Below are 17,771 nucleotides of genomic sequence, written 5' to 3'. Positions count from 1 at the left end.
CTTCTTCATCCAAATCTCCCAGGGGGCGCGGGGGACTGGTCCCCCGTTTCTCCGTTCAGAACCCGGCCTTGATCTTCTCGAACTCGGCCAGTTGCTTTTCGCGCTGCGCCGGGTCGTTCGGGGTCTGCGCCAGGATCGGGGCGTCGACCTCGCTCAGGCCTTCCTTGACCGCCGGTTCATCTGCGATGGTCGCCATCGCCTCGGTCGAGGTGTGGCCATAGCCGATCGTGTCCAGCAGCGCCTTGCCCGCCGATGGCTCCAGCCAGGCGTTGATGAAATCGTAAGCCTTTTCCTCGCTGCCCGGCCCGTCCTTCAGGTTGATGTATCCACAGAAGAAGGTGGACGACCCTTCCTTGGGTGCCCGTTGGAAGGCGACAGGGTAATTGTCATTCTGCAGATAGACGACGCCGTCGTTCCACGACCAGGCGATGTCCACTGCGCCGGATGCCATCAGCTGCGCCTGTTCGGACGGGTCCGCCCAGTAGGCCGCGACGTTCTGGTGCGCCTTGCGCAGCCAGTCGGCGGCGGCCTGGAACTGTTCGTCGGTCACATTGGTCCAGTCGGTCGTCCCCGTCGCCAGATAGCCAAGCGCCCAGACATCGTCCGAGGAATCCGGCAGCGAGGTGCGGCCCTGGTACTTCGGATCGACAAAGACCTGCAGCGTGGACACGTCCTCGGCCGGAACCGTCTCGGGGTTGTAGGCGATGGCGGTCGCGCCCCAGTCGGTCGGGATATACCAGACGCCCTCGTCGTCCTTGAAGACCTCGGAGGCCAGGAACTGCGGGTCGATCTTGTCGAAGTTCGGGATCTTCGACGTGTCCCAGGGCTCGATCAGCCCGGCGTCGCGATACTTGCTGACCATCTGGCTGCAGGGGTGGGCCACGTCGGCCTTGAAGCCCGAGGCGATCTTCTGGAAAGCCTCGTCATCGTCGCCATAGAAGGCATAGGTCGGGCTGTCGCCGTGCTTGTCGATATAGCCCTGGAAGATCGACGGTTCCTCGAACCCCGCCCAGTCGAAGACGGTCAGTTCCGGGTCCGCCGCCAGAGCCGGCAGGGCCGTGACAGAGACGAGAGCGGTGGTGATCAGCAAGCGCATGATTTCGGGCCTTCCTGTTGGGCGGTTTGATCCGAACGCTAGCGGCGTGAAAACCGTCGCGCAAGGGCATCGCGCGCCGGTCAAGGACCGTTGATCAGCGCATCCGCAACGCGCCGTCCAGCCGGATCACCTCGCCGTTCAGATAGGCGTTTTCGACGACATGCGCGGCCAGGTGGGCGAATTCCTGCGGATCGCCCAGGCGGGGCGGGAAGGTGACTTCCGCCGCCAGACCATCCTGCACCTCGGGCGGCAGCCCGCGCAGCATCGGCGTGGCAAAGATGCCCGGCGCGATGGCGCAGACGCGGATCCCCAGGCCCGCCAGATCGCGCGCCAGGGGCAGGGTCATGCCCGCGATCCCCGCCTTGGAGGCGGCATAAGCGGCCTGGCCCTTCTGCCCGTCGAAGGCCGCGATCGACGCCGTGTTGACGATCACGCCGTTCTCGGCGCGCCCGTTCTTCGCCATTTCCACCGCCGCCAGCCGCAGCACGTTGAAGCTGCCGATCAGGTTCACCTCGACCACGCGGCGGAAGGCGTCCAGGTCGTGCGGCCCGTTCCGGCCGACGGTCTTCTCGCCGATCACCACGCCCGCGCAGTTCACGCAGATGTCGATGCCGCCCATCCGGTCCACGGCCTGGGCAATGGCCGCCGCCGCGCTGTCGGCGGATGTCACGTCGGCTTGGATGTAATTCGGATCGTCACTGGCCGCGCGGTCCAGCACCACGACCGTCGCGCCCTGCTGGCGGAACCAGTCAGCCGTCGCCGCCCCAAGGCCCGAGGCGCCGCCGGTGACGATGGCACGGCTGTTCTTCAGATCCATCGCTTCCCCCTTATCGGTCCAGCAGGTCCGGCCCGCCGGTGATCGCCGGGTCGGGCGTGCCGATTGCGTCCGCATCCTTGCCCGCGAAATCGACCGCGTTCAGGATCGTCTGGATCGCGGCCAGTCGGGCGCGGCGCTTGTCGTCGGACCGGATCACCGTCCAGGGCGCGATCGGCGAATGCGACAGGTTCAGCGTGTCGCGGATCGCCACGGTGTAGTCGTCCCATTTCGCCAGCCCTTCCACGTCGATGCGGGACAGCTTCCATTGCTTCAGCGGATCGGCCTCCCGCTCCAGGAAGCGGCGCATCTGTTCGGCGCGGCCCACGTTCAGCCACAGCTTGACCAGGATGATGCCGTCATCGACCAGCATCTGCTCGAACCCCGGAAGCTGGCGGAAGAAGGCGTTGCGCTGCTGTTCGGTGGAAAAGCCGAAGACGCGCTCGACGATGCCGCGGTTGTACCAGCTTCGGTCGAACAGCGCGATCTCTCCGGCGGCGGGCAACCAGTCGACGTAACGCTGGAAATACCACTGTCCCGCCTCGCGCTCGGTCGGCGTGGGCAGGGCGACGATGGCGGCAGAACGAGGGTTCAGGTTTTCCCGCGTGCGTTCGATCGTGCCGCCCTTGCCGGCGGCGTCGCGGCCTTCGAACAGCACGACCAGACGCTTGCCTGTGGCTACTACGTCATGCATCAGGCGCACCAGCTGCAATTGCAGCCGGTCCATCTGTGCCTCGTAGGTCTTCTTGTCCATCTCGGCCCGATAAGGATAGGTCGGGTCCAAGACCTGGTCCTTGACGGCATTCTCCAGGGCTTTCCTGATGTCCTTGGGCGCGGCCTTCAGGGCCTCGGTGATCTTGCCGACCAGGGGCAGGTCCTGGATATCCGCCATTGCTTATCCTTCGCCAATCCGGGAGATGTCATATTCGGTGGTCTGATAGATCTCGTTGATCCAGTTACCGTAGAGCAGATGGGCATGGCTGCGCCAGCGGTTCGAGGGCGCCCGCGCCGGATCGTCGTCGGGGTAATAGTTCAAGGGCACGTTGATCGGCTTTCCAGCCTCGACGTCGCGGTCGTATTCTTCCTTCAGGGTCGTGCTGTCATATTCGAAATGGTTGAACACATACAGCGCGCGATGCCCCGGATCCTCCAGCAGGCAGGGCCCGCACTGGTCGCTGGCCAGCAGCGTGCGCAGGGCCGGGCGGGTGTCCACGTCGGCCTGCCGGATCTCGGTCCAGCGGCTGACCGGCACCAGCACGTCGTCCGAAAACCCGCGCAGATAGGGCGAGGCCGGGGCAAGGTTGCGGTGGCGGAAGCAGCCGAAGGCCTTGTGGTCCAGCGGGTGCTTCTCCAGCCGGTGGAAATGCCAGGCCATCGCCATGCCGCCCCAGCAGACGCCGAAGGTCGAATGGACATGGCGCTGCGTCCAGGCGAAGACGCGGGTCAGTTCGTCCCAATAGGTCACGTCCTCGAAGGGCAGCAGTTCGACCGGGGCGCCGGTGATGATGAGGCCGTCGAACTTTTCGCCCGTGGCCTCGACCTCGCGGAAGGGGCGATAGAAGCTTTCCATGTGGTCGGCCGCCGTGTTGCGGCTTTCGTGGTCGGACATGCGGATCAGCTGGAAGTCGATCTGCAGGGGCGTGGCGCCGATCAGTCGGGCGAACTGGTTCTCGGTCTGGATCTTCTTGGGCATCAGGTTCAGAAGCCCGATCCGCAGGGGCCGGATGTCCTGCGTCGCCGCCCGGCCCGGAGACATGACCATCACCCCTTCATCCGACAGGATGCGATAGGCGGGCAGGTTCTCGTTCAGGGTGATGGGCATCGGCTTATTCCTTGCGGTCGATGGCGCGGGCGATAAGGTGGTCGAAGTCGGCCGGACTGCGGACCTCGGCCACCTCCTCGGCCAGAACGGTGACGCCGCGCCGCGCCATCGCATGATAGCGCGGCTGGCGGTGGGCCAGGGCGCGCGCATAGGTCCAGCGGATGAAGTCGTCAGGATTGACCTCATCCCCGTCCAGGCCCTTTTCGACCCGATAGGCGATCCAGGCCTTTTCCAGGAACTGGGGCTGGTAATACATGGGCTTGGGCGCCCGGTCGAAGCGGCGCACCAGTTCGGCGGTATGCGCGTCCGACCCCTTGATCCAGACCATCAGCAGGTCGCGTTCAAGCGCGGACAGCACCGGATCGGCCGGATCCTCGGGGTCCACCACCTCGCAGATCGATCCGCCGCTGTCACAGACGAAATGGGGGATTGCATAGATGTCGCGGGCGCGGTCCATGAAATGGCGTGTATCCAGCAGGGCCGCGATCTCGGCGCGGCGGTGCTGGTTCTGGCGCAGGCAGTATTCGTCGAAGGGCAGCCCCCCGCGGCTTGGGCTGCCGGGCTTGCCCAGATAGGTGGACAAGGGCGCCAGGTTGTCGAAGGTGATGTTCGAGGCAATATAGACACTGTCGGACAGCAGCAGCTCGCGCAGGAAGGGAACCTTCATTGCCTCGCGCTTGAAGTTGTCGGCGATGAATTCGCCCATGTAGCGGGTGCCGATCCGGTAGTCGACGCTGTAGTGGAACCAGTCGCCCGCCTCGCGCAGCATGTTGGCCAGGTAGGTCTTGCCCAAGCCCGACATGCCGAACAGCACGACGCGCTTGGCGCTTGCCCCCAGCCAGTCGCTGCCGCTGCGATAGATCATCGGATGTCCCTTCGTTTCGGGCGCATAGGTAATGCGGGGCCCGCAAAAAGCAAAGGCCCCGCCGAAGCGGGGCCTTGCGATGTCGCAGGTGGTGCCGGTGTCAGAAGCTATAGCCGATCCGCACGCCGACGCCCCAGGCATCGTTGTCTTCCATGGTTGCGACTGTCGTCTTGTTGCCGCTTTCGCCGATGCCCAGGTCGGCATCGCCCAGCTTGGTATAGTTGATGCCGGTGGTGATCTTCATGTTGTCCATGGTATAGATCGCGGCCAGCGTGACGCCTTTGCGCCCATTGGTCGGCGCCAGCGGCGAGGCCGTGTCGCCTTCGCTGGGTTCATAAAGGAAAGACAGCGAACCCGACCAGTTCTCGGTGAACTTGCGGCCGACACCGATGGTGTAGGTCGTCGTGTCCTCGACCTCGACCAGCGGGACCGAGCCGGTGCCGGTGTTGATCGGGAAAAGGAAGTTGTCCACGACGAATTCCGACCATTTCACCCAGCGGATTGAACCGAAGACCAGCGTATCCGCAGCAATTCCGGTCTGACCTTCCAAGGTCCAGCTGCGCGGCGTTTTGACGGTATATGAGCCCGAGATGGTGTCGGTAATCCCGCCGGTCGCCGCCAGGATGACATCTCCCGTCTCGGTCATGTCGAAGTCGTGGTCGATGGACGAGTTGTAGGTCAGCGACACACGGCCGGCAATCTCGGGTATCTCATAGGCCGCGCCGAGGACGTAGCCCATACCCCATTCGTCGTCGATCTCCAGGTTATAGGGCGGCGCAATCCGGTTGTATCCCAGCCCGTTCAAGGTCACGCCACCATTGGCTTTCGAGGCGCGGATCCCGCCGTGGATCGAAAAGTTGTTCTCGAACTTGTATCGCGCCAAGGCCGTGAAGGTGGTCGAGTTGACCTCGACCCGGGTGCCGCCCAGAACGGGCGATCCGGCCGGCGCCAGCGGATAGCGTATGTCCGCCCCGAAAGGCTGCTCCATGATGATGGCAGCCGACAGGTTGTCGTTGAACTGGTGCTTGTAGGACAGGCCGACAAAGCCATAGCCCTGCGCGACGTCGCCGGTCGGGCTGGGAGGAATGCCGTTGGGAAAAAGCGGATTGGGCGGAACGCCGACATCCGTCCCTTCAACCGTGGGATCGACGCCCCCAAAGCTCAGTTCCGCATAATTTCCCTGCTCGAACAGCACGGCCAGCGACTGCGGCGCCCGTTCGATCCCGCCTGCGATGATTGGGGACGCGGATATCAGCAGGACCGCACCGCCAGTCATTATTCTTTTCATAGGTATCCTCCCTTGGCAGCCATGCAGCCGCTGGATTCAGCTTTACGCCGGATGTTCTACGAATCAATTAACGGTGCAATATGACGCGGCGTCGGCAGGGCATCTGTGCAGGGCGCGTGACATTGCGGCAACTTTCGGTTGTGCCTCGGCTGCAAGAAATTCGCGCCGCCGCACTGGACAAAACCCCCGGCGCGTGAAAGGGGAAACTGCCAAACGAAATTGCCGCAAGGACACCCCCATGCAGATTCGTGAGGCTCTTACCTTTGACGATGTGCTTCTGGTTCCCGCCGCATCCACGGTCATGCCCTCGACCGCCGATGTGACGACGCGCGTGACCCGCGCCATCGCCATGAACATCCCGCTTCTGTCCTCGGCGATGGACACGGTCACGGAAAGCCGCATGGCGATCGCCATGGCACAGGCGGGCGGCATGGGCGTGATCCACCGCAACCTGAACACCGACCAGCAGGCCGGCGAGGTCCGCCGCGTCAAGCGTTTCGAAAGCGGCATCGTCTATAATCCGATCACGCTGCGGGCGGACCAGACCGTGGGCGATGCCCGCGCCTTCCAGGAACGATTCAACGTCACCGGCTTCCCGGTCGTGGACGAACAGGGCCGGGTGGTGGGCATCGTGACGAACCGCGACATGCGCTTTGCCAGCGACGACCGCACCCCGGTGCGGGCCGTCATGACCACCGACAACCTGGCCATGCTGACCGAACCCGCCGACCGCCAGCAGGCCATCGGCCTGATGAAGGAACGCCGGATCGAGAAGCTGCTGATCACCGACGGCCGCGGCAAGCTGACAGGCCTTCTTACGCTGAAGGATACCGAAAAGTCGGTGCTGAACCCGCTGGCCTGTAAGGACAACCTTGGGCGTCTCCGCGTGGCCGCCGCCTCCACCGTCGGCGAAGAGGGGTTCGAGCGCAGCCAGGCCCTGATCGAGGCGGGCGTGGACATGGTGGTGATCGACACCGCCCACGGTCATTCCGCTGGCGTCGCCAAGGCGGTCGAACGCGTCAAGATGTTCTCGAACGAGGTGCAGGTGGTCGCGGGCAACGTCGCTACGGCCGAGGCCACGCGCGCCTTGATCGACGCGGGCGCGGACGCGGTCAAGGTGGGCATCGGGCCGGGGTCGATCTGCACCACGCGGATCGTCGCGGGCGTGGGCGTGCCGCAGTTGACGGCGATCATGGACGCGGCGTCCGCTGCGGGCGACGTGCCGATCATCGCGGATGGCGGCATCAAGTTCTCGGGCGATTTCGCCAAGGCCATCGCGGCGGGCGCAAGCTGCGCCATGGTGGGCAGCGCCATCGCCGGCACCGATGAATCGCCGGGCGAGGTGATCCTGTACCAGGGCCGGTCCTTCAAGTCCTATCGCGGGATGGGCTCGCTTGGCGCCATGGCGCGCGGTTCGGCCGACCGCTATTTCCAGAAGGACGCCGCGACCGACAAGCTGGTGCCCGAGGGGATCGAGGGCCAGGTGCCCTACAAGGGACCGGCGGGCACCGTCATCCACCAGCTGGTGGGCGGCCTGCGCGCCGCGATGGGCTATACCGGCTGCGCCACGGTCGAGGAAATGCGCAGGAACTGCCAGTTCGTGCGCATCACCGGCGCGGGGCTGAAGGAAAGTCACGTCCACGACGTTCAGATCACGCGGGAAAGCCCGAACTATCGTCTGGGTTAGCCAAGGCCTGAACCTGCTGCGCCGGAACGACATAGGCCTTTTTCCGGCGCGGACGGGACTCCTCCGCTTCCTGGGTCAGCTCTCTCGCACAATCGCGTCAAATCGACAGGGACGGCCAAAGGCGCTATGATTTGGCCGGGCGCGGCTGTCGTGCCCAGGATCGCAGGAGGGAGTTATGGTCAAGTCTTTGACCTCTGTTTCCGCAGCATGTCTTTGCCTCTTTGCAGCCAATGCTGCCTTTGCCGATCCGGCCGACGATGTAACGGCGGCCTATTCGGCATGGGACGCAGCCTTCAATGCGGGGGACGCGAAGGCCATTGCCGCCTTCTACGGCCAGGATGCAATCTTCCTGCCCGCCACGCATGACGTAATCAAGGGGCCCGGAGGGGTGGAAAAGTTCTTCGACGGACTGTTCGGCATGGGCGTGACCGGGCACAAGCTGGAACTGATCGAAGCGCGGGGCGAGGGCGACATGCTTGTCGGCACGGCCAAATGGTCCGCATCGGGCAAGGATGCCCAGGGGGCCGACCAGCCATGGGGCGGCATTGCGACCCATGTCTTCGAAAAGCAGGCAGATGGCAGCCTCAAGCTGACCGTGCATACTTTCAACTGAATGATAACGGCGGCGGCGCAGGGCGACCCATCGCCCCCGGACCAGGGTCAAGGACCCGACGCCGCGGCAGCGAAAAAGGCCGGTCGCTTGACCGGCCTTTCTTCCTATTCCTCGTCGTTGTCGGCGACGTCCGCGATGTCGTCCAGCGACACGTCGCCGTCGTCATCGTCTTCCTCCAGCAGATCATCGTCCAGATCGCCGCTGTCGTCGCCCAGATCCTCGTCGTCGTCGACCAGGTCATCGTCGTCGCGGACGGCGGTCTTTTCGGTGACCAGCGTCTTGCCGCGCGAGTCGGTCAGGCTTTCCAGCGTGAACGTGTTCCCGCAGGCGGGGCAGGTCATCGGATTGGCGCGCAGGTCGTAAAAGCGCGTCGCGCAGTGCGGGCACAGGCGTTTCGTGCCCCATTCCTCTTTGGGCATGGCATTCTCCTTCCGCCGCGTTTAGGGAATTCGGTGGACCCCCTGCCACAGGCGCGGGGGGGTGTCAAAGGCTTTTCTGACAGGCGCAGCGGGGCAGGGCAAGGGCAGGCGGATGGCCGAGGCGTTCACCATCGCCAACGGATTGCGGATCACCCTGCGCCGGTCGGCCCGGGCGCGGCGCATGGTGCTGCGTGTGCCGCGTGACGGCGGGCCGGTGGTGTTGACGCTGCCCGCCCATGTCGCCTTGTCCGAGGGAGCGGCCTTCGCAGAAGCGAAATCGGCCTGGCTGATGCAGGCCACGCAGCGGCGGCCCGCACCCAGCATCGTGCGGCACGGCGCGGTGCTGCCGGTGCGAGGGGAGATGCTGGTGCTGACGCCTGCCGCCGTCCGCGCGGCGGCGGTCAGCGGCGCGGCCCTGATGCTGCCCGCCAGCCGCCCCGCAGGTCCGGTCGTGCAGGCGTTCCTCAAGCATCGTGCAATGGCTGAACTGCGTGCCGCCTGCGACCGCCATGCCGGGGCGCTTGGCCGCCCCTATCGCGCCATCGTGCTGCGTGACACGCGGTCCCGCTGGGGCAGTTGCACGTCCGACGGACGGCTGATGTTTTCCTGGCGGCTGGCCATGGCGCCGCCTGCCGTGCTGGACTATGTCGCGGCGCACGAGGTCGCGCATCTGCGCCACATGGATCATTCGCCGCGCTTCTGGGCAGCGGTGGCGGGACTGATGCCCGATTACGCGCGGCACCGCGAATGGCTGCGGCGGCACGGGTCAGACCTGATGGCATGGCAGTTCCGCGACACCGGCGGGGATTGACGCAGGCAGGATTTGTGATCACAACCCGCCCATGAACGCACCCGCACGCCCCACCGATCCGTCAGCCCACGAGAAGCTGTATCGCAACCTGCGCAGCCGGATCATGCTGGGCGAACTGCCGCCCGGCAAGGCGCTGACCCTGCGGGGGATCGCCCGCGAATACCACCTGTCCATGACCCCCGCGCGCGAGGCTGTGCGCCGCCTGGTGGCCGAGGGCGCGCTGACCCTTTCGGCATCCGGCCGCGTGACCACGCCCGCGCTGTCGGACGACCGGATCGAGGAACTGGCCGCCCTGCGCGCGCTGATCGAACCCGAACTGGCCGCCCGCGCCCTGCCGCGCGCGCATTTCGCGCTGATCGACCGGCTGGCGCAGATGAACGCGCGCATCGCCGACGCGGTCGAGAACCACGATGCAGTCGGCTATATCCGCTGCAACCTCGAATTTCACCGGATGCTGTATCTACGCGCGCAGGCCCCGGCGATGCTGGCGATGCTGGAAACGATCTGGCTGCAATTGGGTCCGACCATGCGCGCCCTTTATGGCCGGGTGAAGCGGAACGAGCCGCCGCGCCATCACCGCATGATCCTGGCCGCGCTGCGGGCAGGGGACGAACCGGCGCTGCGGCTGGCCGTGCGCGCCGATGTCACGCACGGGCTGCGTCACCTGACCTCGGGCTAGTAGCCGCCCATCTGGGGCATCTGCATCTGCGGCATCTGCGGCAGGCCGAGTCCGCCGAAGCCCAGCGTCGGGATCTCGGACGGAATGATGCGGGTGTATTTCGTTCCCTCGATCGACGCGCCGGCCATGAGGCCGGCCTGCCCGAAAATCATCGCCACAACGGGAAGCTGCGCGGTGATGGTGTCCGCGCCAAGCGCCATGCCGCCTTGCGGGATCGCATAGAAGGCATTGGCGCCCGCCAGCCAGCCCGGCGAGGCGCGGAAGGACGCAAGGGCCGCATCGGTCTGGAAGATCAGCACATGCGCATATTGCTGGGCGCCCGCCTGCAAGCCCACGGTCGCACGGGTGGCCGAATAATAGTCCACTGTCGCCCCGCCGATGCGCAGCGCGCCCTGGCCATAGGCGCCGCCCACGCCAAGCGCGGCCTCGGTCATCAGGGGCATGTAGAGGACGCCACGCGCGTTCTGCACCAGAGCCTGCGCCGAGGGATAGTTCTGGATCAGATATTGATGGGTCGCATCCACCCGCGCATCCAGTTCGGCACTGGCATTGGTGCCGACCGCGTTGCTGCATCCCGCAATGGCCAGAACCGCCGTCCCCGCCGCACCCTTCAGCACGGCCCGGCGGCCCAACTTGAAATCGTCGCTCATCACATGCCCCATGTTGTCGGACCGGCAGGCCGGTCTTTTGGGCAGGATGTTAAGGGATTTCCCAAGGCCTGTCACCCGCCGCAATGCGGGCGGGCGACGGTTCGCCTGCGGTCAGGCGCGCGCCGCGATCGCTTCGGCCACAAGGGGCGCGAAATAGGTCAGGATCCCGTCACAGCCCGCCCGGCGGAAGCAGACAAGGCTTTCGAACATCGCGTCGCGCGACAGCCAGCCGTTGCGGATCGCGCCTTCCAGCATCGCGTATTCGCCGCTGACCTGATAGGCGAAGGTCGGCGCGCCGAACTGGTCCTTCACGGCCCGGCAGATATCCAGATAGGGCAGGCCGGGCTTGACCATCACCATGTCCGCGCCCTCGGCCAGGTCGCGGGCGACGCAGCGGATCGCCTCGCCCCGGTTCGCCGGGTTGACCTGATAGGTCTTCTTGTCACCCACCAGCCGACCCGAGGCGCCGACCGCGTCCCGGAACGGGCCATAGAAGCTGGAGGCGAACTTGGCGGCATAGGACAGGATCGCCGTGTGCTTGTGCCCCGCCTGTTCCAGCGCCCCCCGCAGCGCGCCGATGCGGCCGTCCATCATGTCGCTTGGCCCCAGAATGTCGGCGCCGCTTTCGGCCTGGACCAGGGCCATGCGGACCAGGGCCTCGACGGTTTCATCGTTCAGGATCTCTCCGTTCACGACGATGCCGTCATGGCCGTTGGCATTATAGGGGTCAAGCGCGATGTCGGTCATCACCGCCAGGTCGGGCACGGTGTCCTTGACCGCGCGGATGGCGCGGTTGCCGATGTTGTCGGGATCCCAGGCACGTTCACAAGTTTCCGTCTTAAGATCTTGGTCCGAATGGGGAAAGATGCAGATGGCCGGGATGTTGAGCCTTGCGGCCCGTTCCGCCGCCCGCCTGGCGCCGTCCAGCGTCAGCCGTTCGACGCCGGGCATGGACGCGATCTCGCCCTCGGCACCAGCGACCTCGGTCACGAAGATCGGCCAGATCAGGTTGGCGGGCGTCACGTCGCATTCCGACACCATGGCGCGGATCGCAGGGGTCCGGCGCAGGCGGCGCAGGCGCGATGCAGGGAAGGGGGCGATGATGGGCGTCGGCATGGCAGGCTTCCTTTCCGGGGGCGCAAGACGGCTTTTCCTTCGGCGACAGCCGTTCTAAGGTCGCGCGCGACCAAGGACAAGGAAGCCCGCGTGCCGCAATTCGACAGCCTGATCGGCTTTTTGGACAGCCGGTCCTTTGGCACGGTCTGGTATTGGCTGGTGGTGATCGGCACCTGGTCGCTGACCGGCCGCAGCGTGATCGGCGTCCCTGTCGAAATCGTCAGCCGCACCCGCAGCGCCGTGCAGGAAGGCAAGGGCGATTGCCCGGTGGTCCTGCATCTTCTGGACTGGCTGTCGCTGGTCCTGCCGCGATGGCGGCTGGGTCGGCAGGAAGGGCTGGCCTTCTTGGCGGTGACGGGATTTTCGCTGACCTCCCTGGCGATCCTGGGCATCGGCTATGCGCTTGAACTGGCACTGGCGGCCTTTCTGCTGCTTCTGCCCTTCGCGATCCTGTTCTGGATGCGCGTGGCCCTGGCCCGCCGCCTGATGCCGCTGCTGGAGGCGGCCGAGCAGGGCGCCCGCCCCATCCCCGAAGCCGCGGCCGAGGCGGTCCGGCGCATGGTCATCCACCGGCGGCTGGTCACGGCCCTGTCGATGGCGGCGGTGGCCGTTACAGCGTTGTGGGGGGCGTTGTGGTCGGTGATCCATCCTTATGGCTTCTGAACTTGACACCGCCGCGCGGCGCTTTACCTGACGTCCATGGCCGAACACCTGATCCTTTCCGGCGCGCCCGAAGGCTATGACGCCGCGCTGATCGCGCGCGAGGCTGCGCGCGGCACGCCCGTGATCCACATCGCCCGCGACGACCGGCGCATGGCTGCGATGCGCGCGTCCCTGGGCTTTCTGGCGCCGGACCTTGCGGTGCTGGATTTTCCGGCCTGGGACACGACGCCCTATGACCGCGTCTCGCCCTCGCCCGACATCCAGGCCGCGCGGATGGCGACGCTGGCCGGTCTGGCGCAGGGGGCGGTCAAGGGGCCGTTCGTGCTGCTGACCACGCTGAACGCGGTGCTGCAACGGGTGCCGGCGCGCGACCTGGTATCGGGCGCCAGCTTCGTCGCCCGTGTGGGTGACCGCATTGACGAAGGCGCCTTGCGCGATTTCCTGGTCGGCATGGGCTTCACGCAGTCGCCCACCGTGACCGAACCCGGCGACTATGCCGTGCGCGGCGGCATCATCGACATCTTCCCGCCCGGTGAGTCCGGTCCTGTGCGCCTGGACCTGTTCGGCGACGTGCTGGATGGCGCGCGCCGCTTTGACGCCGAAACGCAGCGTACCACCGAGAAGCTGTCGCGGATCGAGCTTGCGCCCATGTCCGAGGTGATCCTGGACGAGGACGCGATCACCCGCTTCCGCCAGAACTATCGCATGGAATATGGCGGCGGCACGAACGACCCGCTGTATGAAAGCGTCAGCGCGGGCCGCAAGACGGCAGGGATGGAGCATTGGCTGCCCTGGTTCCACGACCGGATGGAAAGCCTGTTCGACTATCTGCCCGGTGCATCGGTCGTGCTGGACGATCATCTGGGCCAAGTGATCGACGCCCGGCGCGGCATGATCGAGGAACAGTTTGGGGCGCGAAAGGCCGCCATGGCCGCCAAGGGCCGCAGCGACACGGTTTACAAGCCCGTGCCGCCGGATGCGATGTTCCCGACCGAGGCGGAATGGTCCGCCTGGCTTGCCGCCCACCGGGTGCTGCGCTTGTCGGTGCTGCCGCAGCCGCCGGGGCCGGGCGTGCTGGACGCGGGCGGGCGGGTGGGGCGGAACTTCGCGCCCGAGCGTCAGGCCGAAAGCATAAACCTGTTCAAGGCCCTGGCAGATCATGTGAAGGCGCTTTCCAGGGATCACCGGGTGATCGTCGCCAGCTTCTCGGACGGGGCGCGGGAACGTCTTTCTGGACTTCTGGCCGATGAAGGCTTGGCGGGCACGAAGGCCATTGCCGACATCCGCGATCTATCCGACAAGCCTGGCACAATCGGCCTTGCCGTCTGGCCGCTGGACGAAGGCTTTGTCGCCGACGGGCAGGCGCTTGGCAAGCTGGCGGTGATTTCCGAACAGGACGTGCTGGGCGACCGGCTGATCCGGGGCGCGAAGAAACGCCGCAAGGCCGACAACTTCCTCAAGGACACGACCAGCCTGACGGCGGGCGATCTGGTGGTCCATGTCGAACACGGCATCGGGCGTTACACGGGGCTTGAGACGATCAAGGCCATGGGCGTGCCCCATGACTGCGTGGCGCTTGAATATGCGGGCGGCGACCGGCTGTATCTGCCGGTCGAGAACATCGAGCTGCTGTCCCGCTATGGCCACGAGGAAGGCCTGCTGGACCGGCTTGGCGGCGGCGCCTGGCAGGCGCGCAAGGCGCGGCTCAAGGAACGCATCAAGCTGATCGCCGACAAGCTGATGCGCGTCGCCGCCGAACGCCTGCTGCGCGCAGCCCCCGTGCTGCAGCCCGAGGACCACGACTGGCAGGCCTTCGCGGCCCGCTTCCCCTACTCTGAGACCGAGGACCAGCTTTCCGCCATCGAGGACGTGGCCGAGGATCTGGCCGCAGGCCGCCCCATGGACCGGTTGATCGTGGGCGACGTGGGCTTCGGCAAGACCGAGGTCGCGATGCGCGCGGCCTTCATCGCCGCCAGCCAGGGGATGCAGGTGGCGGTCGTGGCGCCCACGACGCTGCTGGCGCGCCAGCACTTCAAGACCTTCGCCGAACGCTTCCGCGGCACCGCGATCTGCGTGCGCCCCTTGTCGCGCTTCGTGTCCGCCAAGGACGCGGCCAAGACGCGCGAGGGACTGGCCGACGGCAGCGTCGATATCGTCGTGGGCACCCATGCGGTGCTGGCGAAAGGGGTCCGCTTCAAGAACCTGGGCCTGCTCATCATCGACGAGGAGCAGCATTTCGGCGTCGCTCACAAGGAACGGCTGAAGGAACTGCGCAGCGACATCCACGTCCTGACGCTGACCGCGACGCCCATCCCGCGCACACTGCAACTGTCGCTGACCGGCGTGCGCGACCTGTCGGTGATCGGCACGCCCCCCGTGGACCGCCTGTCGATCCGCACCTATGTCAGCGAATTCGACAGCGTGACCGTTCGCGAAGCCCTGCTGCGCGAGAAATACCGTGGCGGGCAGAGCTTCTTCGTCGTGCCTCGTTTGTCGGATCTGCCCGATGTCGAACACTGGCTGAAGGAGAACATGCCGGAACTGAACTACCTCGTCGCCCACGGCCAGCTTGCGGCGGGCGATCTGGACCAACGCATGAACGCCTTCTACGACGGCAGCCACGATGTGCTGCTGGCCACGACCATTGTGGAAAGCGGCCTGGACATCCCGACCGCCAATACCATGATCGTCTGGCGCGCCGACATGTTCGGCCTGGCGCAGCTTTACCAGATCCGGGGCCGCGTGGGTCGGTCCAAGACCCGGGCTTATTGTTATCTGACCACCAAGCCGCGCCAGCCGCTGACCCCCCAGGCCATGCGGCGGCTGAAGTTCCTGGGCAGTATCGACGGGCTTGGCGCGGGCTTCAACCTTGCCTCGCAGGATCTCGACCTCCGCGGCGCGGGCAACCTGCTGGGCGAGGAACAATCGGGCCATATCAAGGAGGTTGGGTTCGAGCTTTACCAGCAGATGCTGGAGGAAACCATCGCCAAGCTGAAATCGGGCGAGATCGAGGGCACGCCCGAGGACGAATGGGCGCCGCAACTGAACCTGGGCGTTCCGGTGACGATCCCGGAAAGCTACATCCCCGACCTGGACGTGCGGTTGGGGCTTTACCGCCGCTTGTCCGGCCTAACCACCAAGGTCGAGCTTGAGGGCTTTGCCGCCGAACTGATCGACCGCTTCGGCCCCCTGCCGCGCGAGGTGAACACCCTGCTGCTGGTGATCCGCATCAAGGCCATGGCCAAGCGCGCCAATATCGCGCGGCTTGACGCCGGGCCGAAGGGGGCGACGGTGCAGTTCCACATGGACAAGTTCCCGAACCCCGCAGGCCTCGTCGAGTTCCTGACCGACAATCGCGCCCGGGCAAAGATCACCGGAAACAAGATCTTCGTCTCGGACGACTGGAAATCCGACGCCGACCGCATCAAGGGCGCCTTCGCCGTCGCCCGCGATCTGGCCGCCAAGGCCAAGGCCGCAAGGTGACGGGACAGGTCCGGTTCGACCGGGGCCCGCTGCCGGGCGGGACGCTGTTTGCGGCCCCGCGCATGGTGATCCGCGCGGACAGTCCCTCGGGGATCGGGCCGGCGCTGCTGGCGATCAAGGCCGCGCGGGCGCAGGGCCTGTGGGTCGCGGGCTACCTGTCCTACGAACTGGGTCATGCGCTGACGCCCAAGCTTGGCGCCCTGATGCCGGCCGAACGAGGCTGCCCGCTGATCCTGATGGGCGTCTTCGACCGCCCGCTCCCCGCGCCCGCCTTGCCCGAACCGGCCGGCGTGCGGATAGGACCGGCCCGGCCGCTGTGGTCGCGGGCGCGCTATGACGCGGCCATCGACGCGGTGCGTGCCTATATCGCGGCGGGCGACTGCTACCAGATCAACCTGACCTTTCCGATGCTGGCCGAGGTCGCGGGGGATCCGCTGGCGATCTACGCGGCCCTTGCCGCGCGGCAGCCGGTGGGCGAGGGCGCCTTTGTCGATCTGGGCGGGCCGGTCGTCCTGTCGCGAAGCCCGGAACTGTTCTTCGCCGTCGATGCCGACGGCATGATCGAGACCCGGCCCATGAAAGGAACCGCCGCACGGTCAGCCGACGCCGCCGAGGACGAACGCAACACCCGCGACCTTGCGGCCTCGGAAAAGAACCGGGCCGAGAACCTGATGATCGTGGACCTGCTGCGCAACGACTTGTCGCGCATCTGCCTGCCGGGCAGCGTCCGCGTGCCGAAACTGTTTCACGTCGAAACTTATGCGACGGTTCACCAGATGATCTCGACCGTGACAGGGCAGCTTGCGCCCGGTGCCGCCTTTGCGGACATCCTGCGGGCGATCTTTCCCTGCGGCTCGATCACCGGGGCACCAAAGATCCGCGCGATGGAGATCATCGCCGAACTAGAAGGGGCGCCGCGCGGCGTCTATTGCGGGGCGATCGGCTGGATGGATCCGGCGGGGCCTATGCGCTTTTCCGTGGCGATCCGCTCGCCGGTGCTGGAGGCGCCGGACCGCTTGCTGCTGAATGTCGGCGGCGGCATCACCCATGACAGCCGCGCCGGTTCCGAATGGGAGGAAGCGTTATGCAAGGCCGCATTCCTGGACCTGTCCCCGAAGGCCTGACCGTCTTCGAGACCATGCGCGTCGAACCCGACGGGCGCATCGCGCTGTGGCCGCTGCATCTGGACCGGCTGCGCGCGGGTCGTGCCGCAGTGGGCTTTGACCTTGACGAAACGCAGGTGCTGGTGGCCTTGGCCGGGCTGCCGCGCGGCCAAGTGCTGCGGGCGCGGCTGGCGGTCGATGCGAATGGCCATGTTGCGCTGACTCATCAGCCGTTGCCGCCGAACCCCGAGATCTGGCAGGTCGCTATCTCGGACCAGCATCTGAACAGCAAGGATGCCTGGCTGCGGATCAAGTCCTCTCACAGACCGGTTTATGACCACGTGCGCGCAGGCCTTCCCGCAGCGGTGGACGAGGCGATCCTGCTGAACGAACGCGGCGAGGTCTGCGAGGGCACGATCACCAGCCTTTTTTTGCGGCGTGGAGGCCGGCTGCTGACGCCGCCGCTGTCCTGCGGCCTGTTGCCGGGCGTCTTGCGACGGTCGCTGATCCAGACGGGCCAAGCCGAGGAGGCGGTGCTGACACCCGATGAACTGCGCGACGGTGAGGTCTTCATGGGCAATGCCCTGCGCGGGCTGATCCGGGCGCTGCTGGTTTGAGGGGGGGGGGCGGCGTTTCCGGCCCCCATCGAAGGGGCCGGAAAC

General features: G+C 66.2%; 17 protein-coding genes. 8 read left to right on the top strand and 9 right to left on the bottom strand.

The window, feature by feature from the left end:
- Positions 1 to 55 precede the first annotated feature (55 nt).
- From RAH32_RS04635 to RAH32_RS04610, 6 genes are all read right to left on the bottom strand, one after another.
- Positions 56 to 1,096 (bottom strand): ABC transporter substrate-binding protein, encoded by a 1,041-nt coding sequence (locus RAH32_RS04635; RefSeq protein WP_306605576.1) that lies wholly within the window; start codon positions 1,094 to 1,096, stop codon positions 56 to 58.
- A gap of 94 nt (positions 1,097 to 1,190) precedes the next feature.
- Positions 1,191 to 1,913, bottom strand: coding sequence for an SDR family NAD(P)-dependent oxidoreductase (locus RAH32_RS04630; RefSeq protein ID WP_306605574.1), 723 nt, complete (start codon positions 1,911 to 1,913; stop codon positions 1,191 to 1,193).
- A 10-nt stretch (positions 1,914 to 1,923) separates the two neighbouring features.
- Complete coding sequence (gene ppk2 / locus RAH32_RS04625; protein WP_306605572.1) at positions 1,924 to 2,802, bottom strand: polyphosphate kinase 2; 879 nt, start codon at positions 2,800 to 2,802, stop codon at positions 1,924 to 1,926.
- Between the two features lie 3 nt (positions 2,803 to 2,805).
- On the bottom strand, positions 2,806 to 3,732 hold the full coding sequence (locus RAH32_RS04620) for a homoserine O-succinyltransferase (RefSeq protein WP_306605571.1): 927 nt from the start codon (positions 3,730 to 3,732) through the stop codon (positions 2,806 to 2,808).
- 4 nt (positions 3,733 to 3,736) lie between these two features.
- On the bottom strand, positions 3,737 to 4,597 hold the full coding sequence (locus tag RAH32_RS04615) for an ATPase (RefSeq protein WP_306605569.1): 861 nt from the start codon (positions 4,595 to 4,597) through the stop codon (positions 3,737 to 3,739).
- Between the two features lie 100 nt (positions 4,598 to 4,697).
- Positions 4,698 to 5,885 (bottom strand): OmpP1/FadL family transporter, encoded by a 1,188-nt coding sequence (locus tag RAH32_RS04610; protein WP_306605567.1) that lies wholly within the window; start codon positions 5,883 to 5,885, stop codon positions 4,698 to 4,700.
- 238 nt (positions 5,886 to 6,123) lie between these two features.
- Here RAH32_RS04610 and guaB point away from each other — a divergent pair, with 238 nt between their 5' ends.
- Together guaB and RAH32_RS04600 are read left to right on the top strand one after the other, a co-directional pair.
- On the top strand, positions 6,124 to 7,572 hold the full coding sequence (gene guaB / locus RAH32_RS04605; protein ID WP_306605565.1) for an IMP dehydrogenase: 1,449 nt from the start codon (positions 6,124 to 6,126) through the stop codon (positions 7,570 to 7,572).
- A gap of 175 nt (positions 7,573 to 7,747) precedes the next feature.
- Entirely contained in the window at positions 7,748 to 8,185 is a 438-nt protein-coding gene (locus RAH32_RS04600) for a YybH family protein (RefSeq protein ID WP_306605563.1), read from the top strand.
- A 104-nt stretch (positions 8,186 to 8,289) separates the two neighbouring features.
- On the opposite strand, the gene RAH32_RS04595 is transcribed toward RAH32_RS04600, so the two are convergent.
- Complete coding sequence (locus RAH32_RS04595; RefSeq protein WP_306605561.1) at positions 8,290 to 8,604, bottom strand: FYDLN acid domain-containing protein; 315 nt, start codon at positions 8,602 to 8,604, stop codon at positions 8,290 to 8,292.
- A gap of 112 nt (positions 8,605 to 8,716) precedes the next feature.
- Here RAH32_RS04595 and RAH32_RS04590 point away from each other — a divergent pair, with 112 nt between their 5' ends.
- On the top strand, positions 8,717 to 9,415 hold the full coding sequence (locus RAH32_RS04590) for a M48 family metallopeptidase (RefSeq protein ID WP_306605559.1): 699 nt from the start codon (positions 8,717 to 8,719) through the stop codon (positions 9,413 to 9,415).
- 31 nt (positions 9,416 to 9,446) lie between these two features.
- A complete protein-coding gene (locus RAH32_RS04585) occupies positions 9,447 to 10,094 on the top strand; it encodes a GntR family transcriptional regulator (RefSeq protein ID WP_268940868.1) in 648 nt (215 codons plus the stop codon).
- On the opposite strand, the gene RAH32_RS04580 is transcribed toward RAH32_RS04585, so the two are convergent.
- Complete coding sequence (locus tag RAH32_RS04580; protein WP_306605556.1) at positions 10,091 to 10,744, bottom strand: lipid-binding SYLF domain-containing protein; 654 nt, start codon at positions 10,742 to 10,744, stop codon at positions 10,091 to 10,093. The two genes, RAH32_RS04585 and RAH32_RS04580, sit on opposite strands and share 4 nt — an antisense overlap.
- 111 nt (positions 10,745 to 10,855) lie before the next feature.
- Positions 10,856 to 11,860 (bottom strand): porphobilinogen synthase, encoded by a 1,005-nt coding sequence (gene hemB, locus RAH32_RS04575; RefSeq protein WP_306605554.1) that lies wholly within the window; start codon positions 11,858 to 11,860, stop codon positions 10,856 to 10,858.
- A gap of 90 nt (positions 11,861 to 11,950) precedes the next feature.
- Here hemB and RAH32_RS04570 point away from each other — a divergent pair, with 90 nt between their 5' ends.
- From RAH32_RS04570 to RAH32_RS04555, 4 genes are read left to right on the top strand one after another with little or no spacing between them, the layout of a single operon-like run.
- Entirely contained in the window at positions 11,951 to 12,523 is a 573-nt protein-coding gene (locus tag RAH32_RS04570) for a hypothetical protein (RefSeq protein WP_306605552.1), read from the top strand.
- 36 nt (positions 12,524 to 12,559) lie between these two features.
- The gene (gene mfd / locus RAH32_RS04565; RefSeq protein WP_306605550.1) at positions 12,560 to 16,006 is read left to right on the top strand and encodes a transcription-repair coupling factor; all 3,447 of its coding nucleotides are present in this window, start codon (positions 12,560 to 12,562) and stop codon (positions 16,004 to 16,006) included.
- Positions 16,003 to 17,130: an aminodeoxychorismate synthase component I gene (locus tag RAH32_RS04560; RefSeq protein WP_306605548.1), complete on the top strand. Its 1,128-nt coding sequence runs from the start codon at positions 16,003 to 16,005 to the stop codon at positions 17,128 to 17,130. The genes mfd and RAH32_RS04560 overlap by 4 nt, the downstream gene beginning before the upstream one ends.
- Positions 17,091 to 17,726 (top strand): aminotransferase class IV family protein, encoded by a 636-nt coding sequence (locus RAH32_RS04555; protein ID WP_306605546.1) that lies wholly within the window; start codon positions 17,091 to 17,093, stop codon positions 17,724 to 17,726. Before RAH32_RS04560 ends, RAH32_RS04555 begins: the two co-directional genes overlap by 40 nt.
- The last annotated feature ends 45 nt before the right edge of the window (positions 17,727 to 17,771 follow it).

It is taken from the genome of Paracoccus yibinensis (genome assembly GCF_030846195.1).
Classification (GTDB): Bacteria; Pseudomonadota; Alphaproteobacteria; order Rhodobacterales; family Rhodobacteraceae; genus Paracoccus; species Paracoccus yibinensis.
The sequence above is the reverse complement of the archived record's forward strand: the minus strand, read 5'-3'. Positions and strand labels throughout refer to the sequence as shown.

Coding starts and splice junctions, on each gene's coding strand:
- RAH32_RS04635 (WP_306605576.1), bottom strand. CDS start 1,096: ATGCGCTTGCTGATCACCACCGCTCTCGTCTCTGTCACGGCCCTGCCG.
- RAH32_RS04630 (WP_306605574.1), bottom strand. CDS start 1,913: ATGGATCTGAAGAACAGCCGTGCCATCGTCACCGGCGGCGCCTCGGGC.
- ppk2 (WP_306605572.1), bottom strand. CDS start 2,802: ATGGCGGATATCCAGGACCTGCCCCTGGTCGGCAAGATCACCGAGGCC.
- RAH32_RS04620 (WP_306605571.1), bottom strand. CDS start 3,732: ATGCCCATCACCCTGAACGAGAACCTGCCCGCCTATCGCATCCTGTCG.
- RAH32_RS04615 (WP_306605569.1), bottom strand. CDS start 4,597: ATGATCTATCGCAGCGGCAGCGACTGGCTGGGGGCAAGCGCCAAGCGC.
- RAH32_RS04610 (WP_306605567.1), bottom strand. CDS start 5,885: ATGAAAAGAATAATGACTGGCGGTGCGGTCCTGCTGATATCCGCGTCC.
- guaB (WP_306605565.1), top strand. CDS start 6,124: ATGCAGATTCGTGAGGCTCTTACCTTTGACGATGTGCTTCTGGTTCCC.
- RAH32_RS04600 (WP_306605563.1), top strand. CDS start 7,748: ATGGTCAAGTCTTTGACCTCTGTTTCCGCAGCATGTCTTTGCCTCTTT.
- RAH32_RS04595 (WP_306605561.1), bottom strand. CDS start 8,604: ATGCCCAAAGAGGAATGGGGCACGAAACGCCTGTGCCCGCACTGCGCG.
- RAH32_RS04590 (WP_306605559.1), top strand. CDS start 8,717: ATGGCCGAGGCGTTCACCATCGCCAACGGATTGCGGATCACCCTGCGC.
- RAH32_RS04585 (WP_268940868.1), top strand. CDS start 9,447: ATGAACGCACCCGCACGCCCCACCGATCCGTCAGCCCACGAGAAGCTG.
- RAH32_RS04580 (WP_306605556.1), bottom strand. CDS start 10,744: ATGAGCGACGATTTCAAGTTGGGCCGCCGGGCCGTGCTGAAGGGTGCG.
- hemB (WP_306605554.1), bottom strand. CDS start 11,860: ATGCCGACGCCCATCATCGCCCCCTTCCCTGCATCGCGCCTGCGCCGC.
- mfd (WP_306605550.1), top strand. CDS start 12,560: ATGGCCGAACACCTGATCCTTTCCGGCGCGCCCGAAGGCTATGACGCC.
- RAH32_RS04555 (WP_306605546.1), top strand. CDS start 17,091: ATGCAAGGCCGCATTCCTGGACCTGTCCCCGAAGGCCTGACCGTCTTC.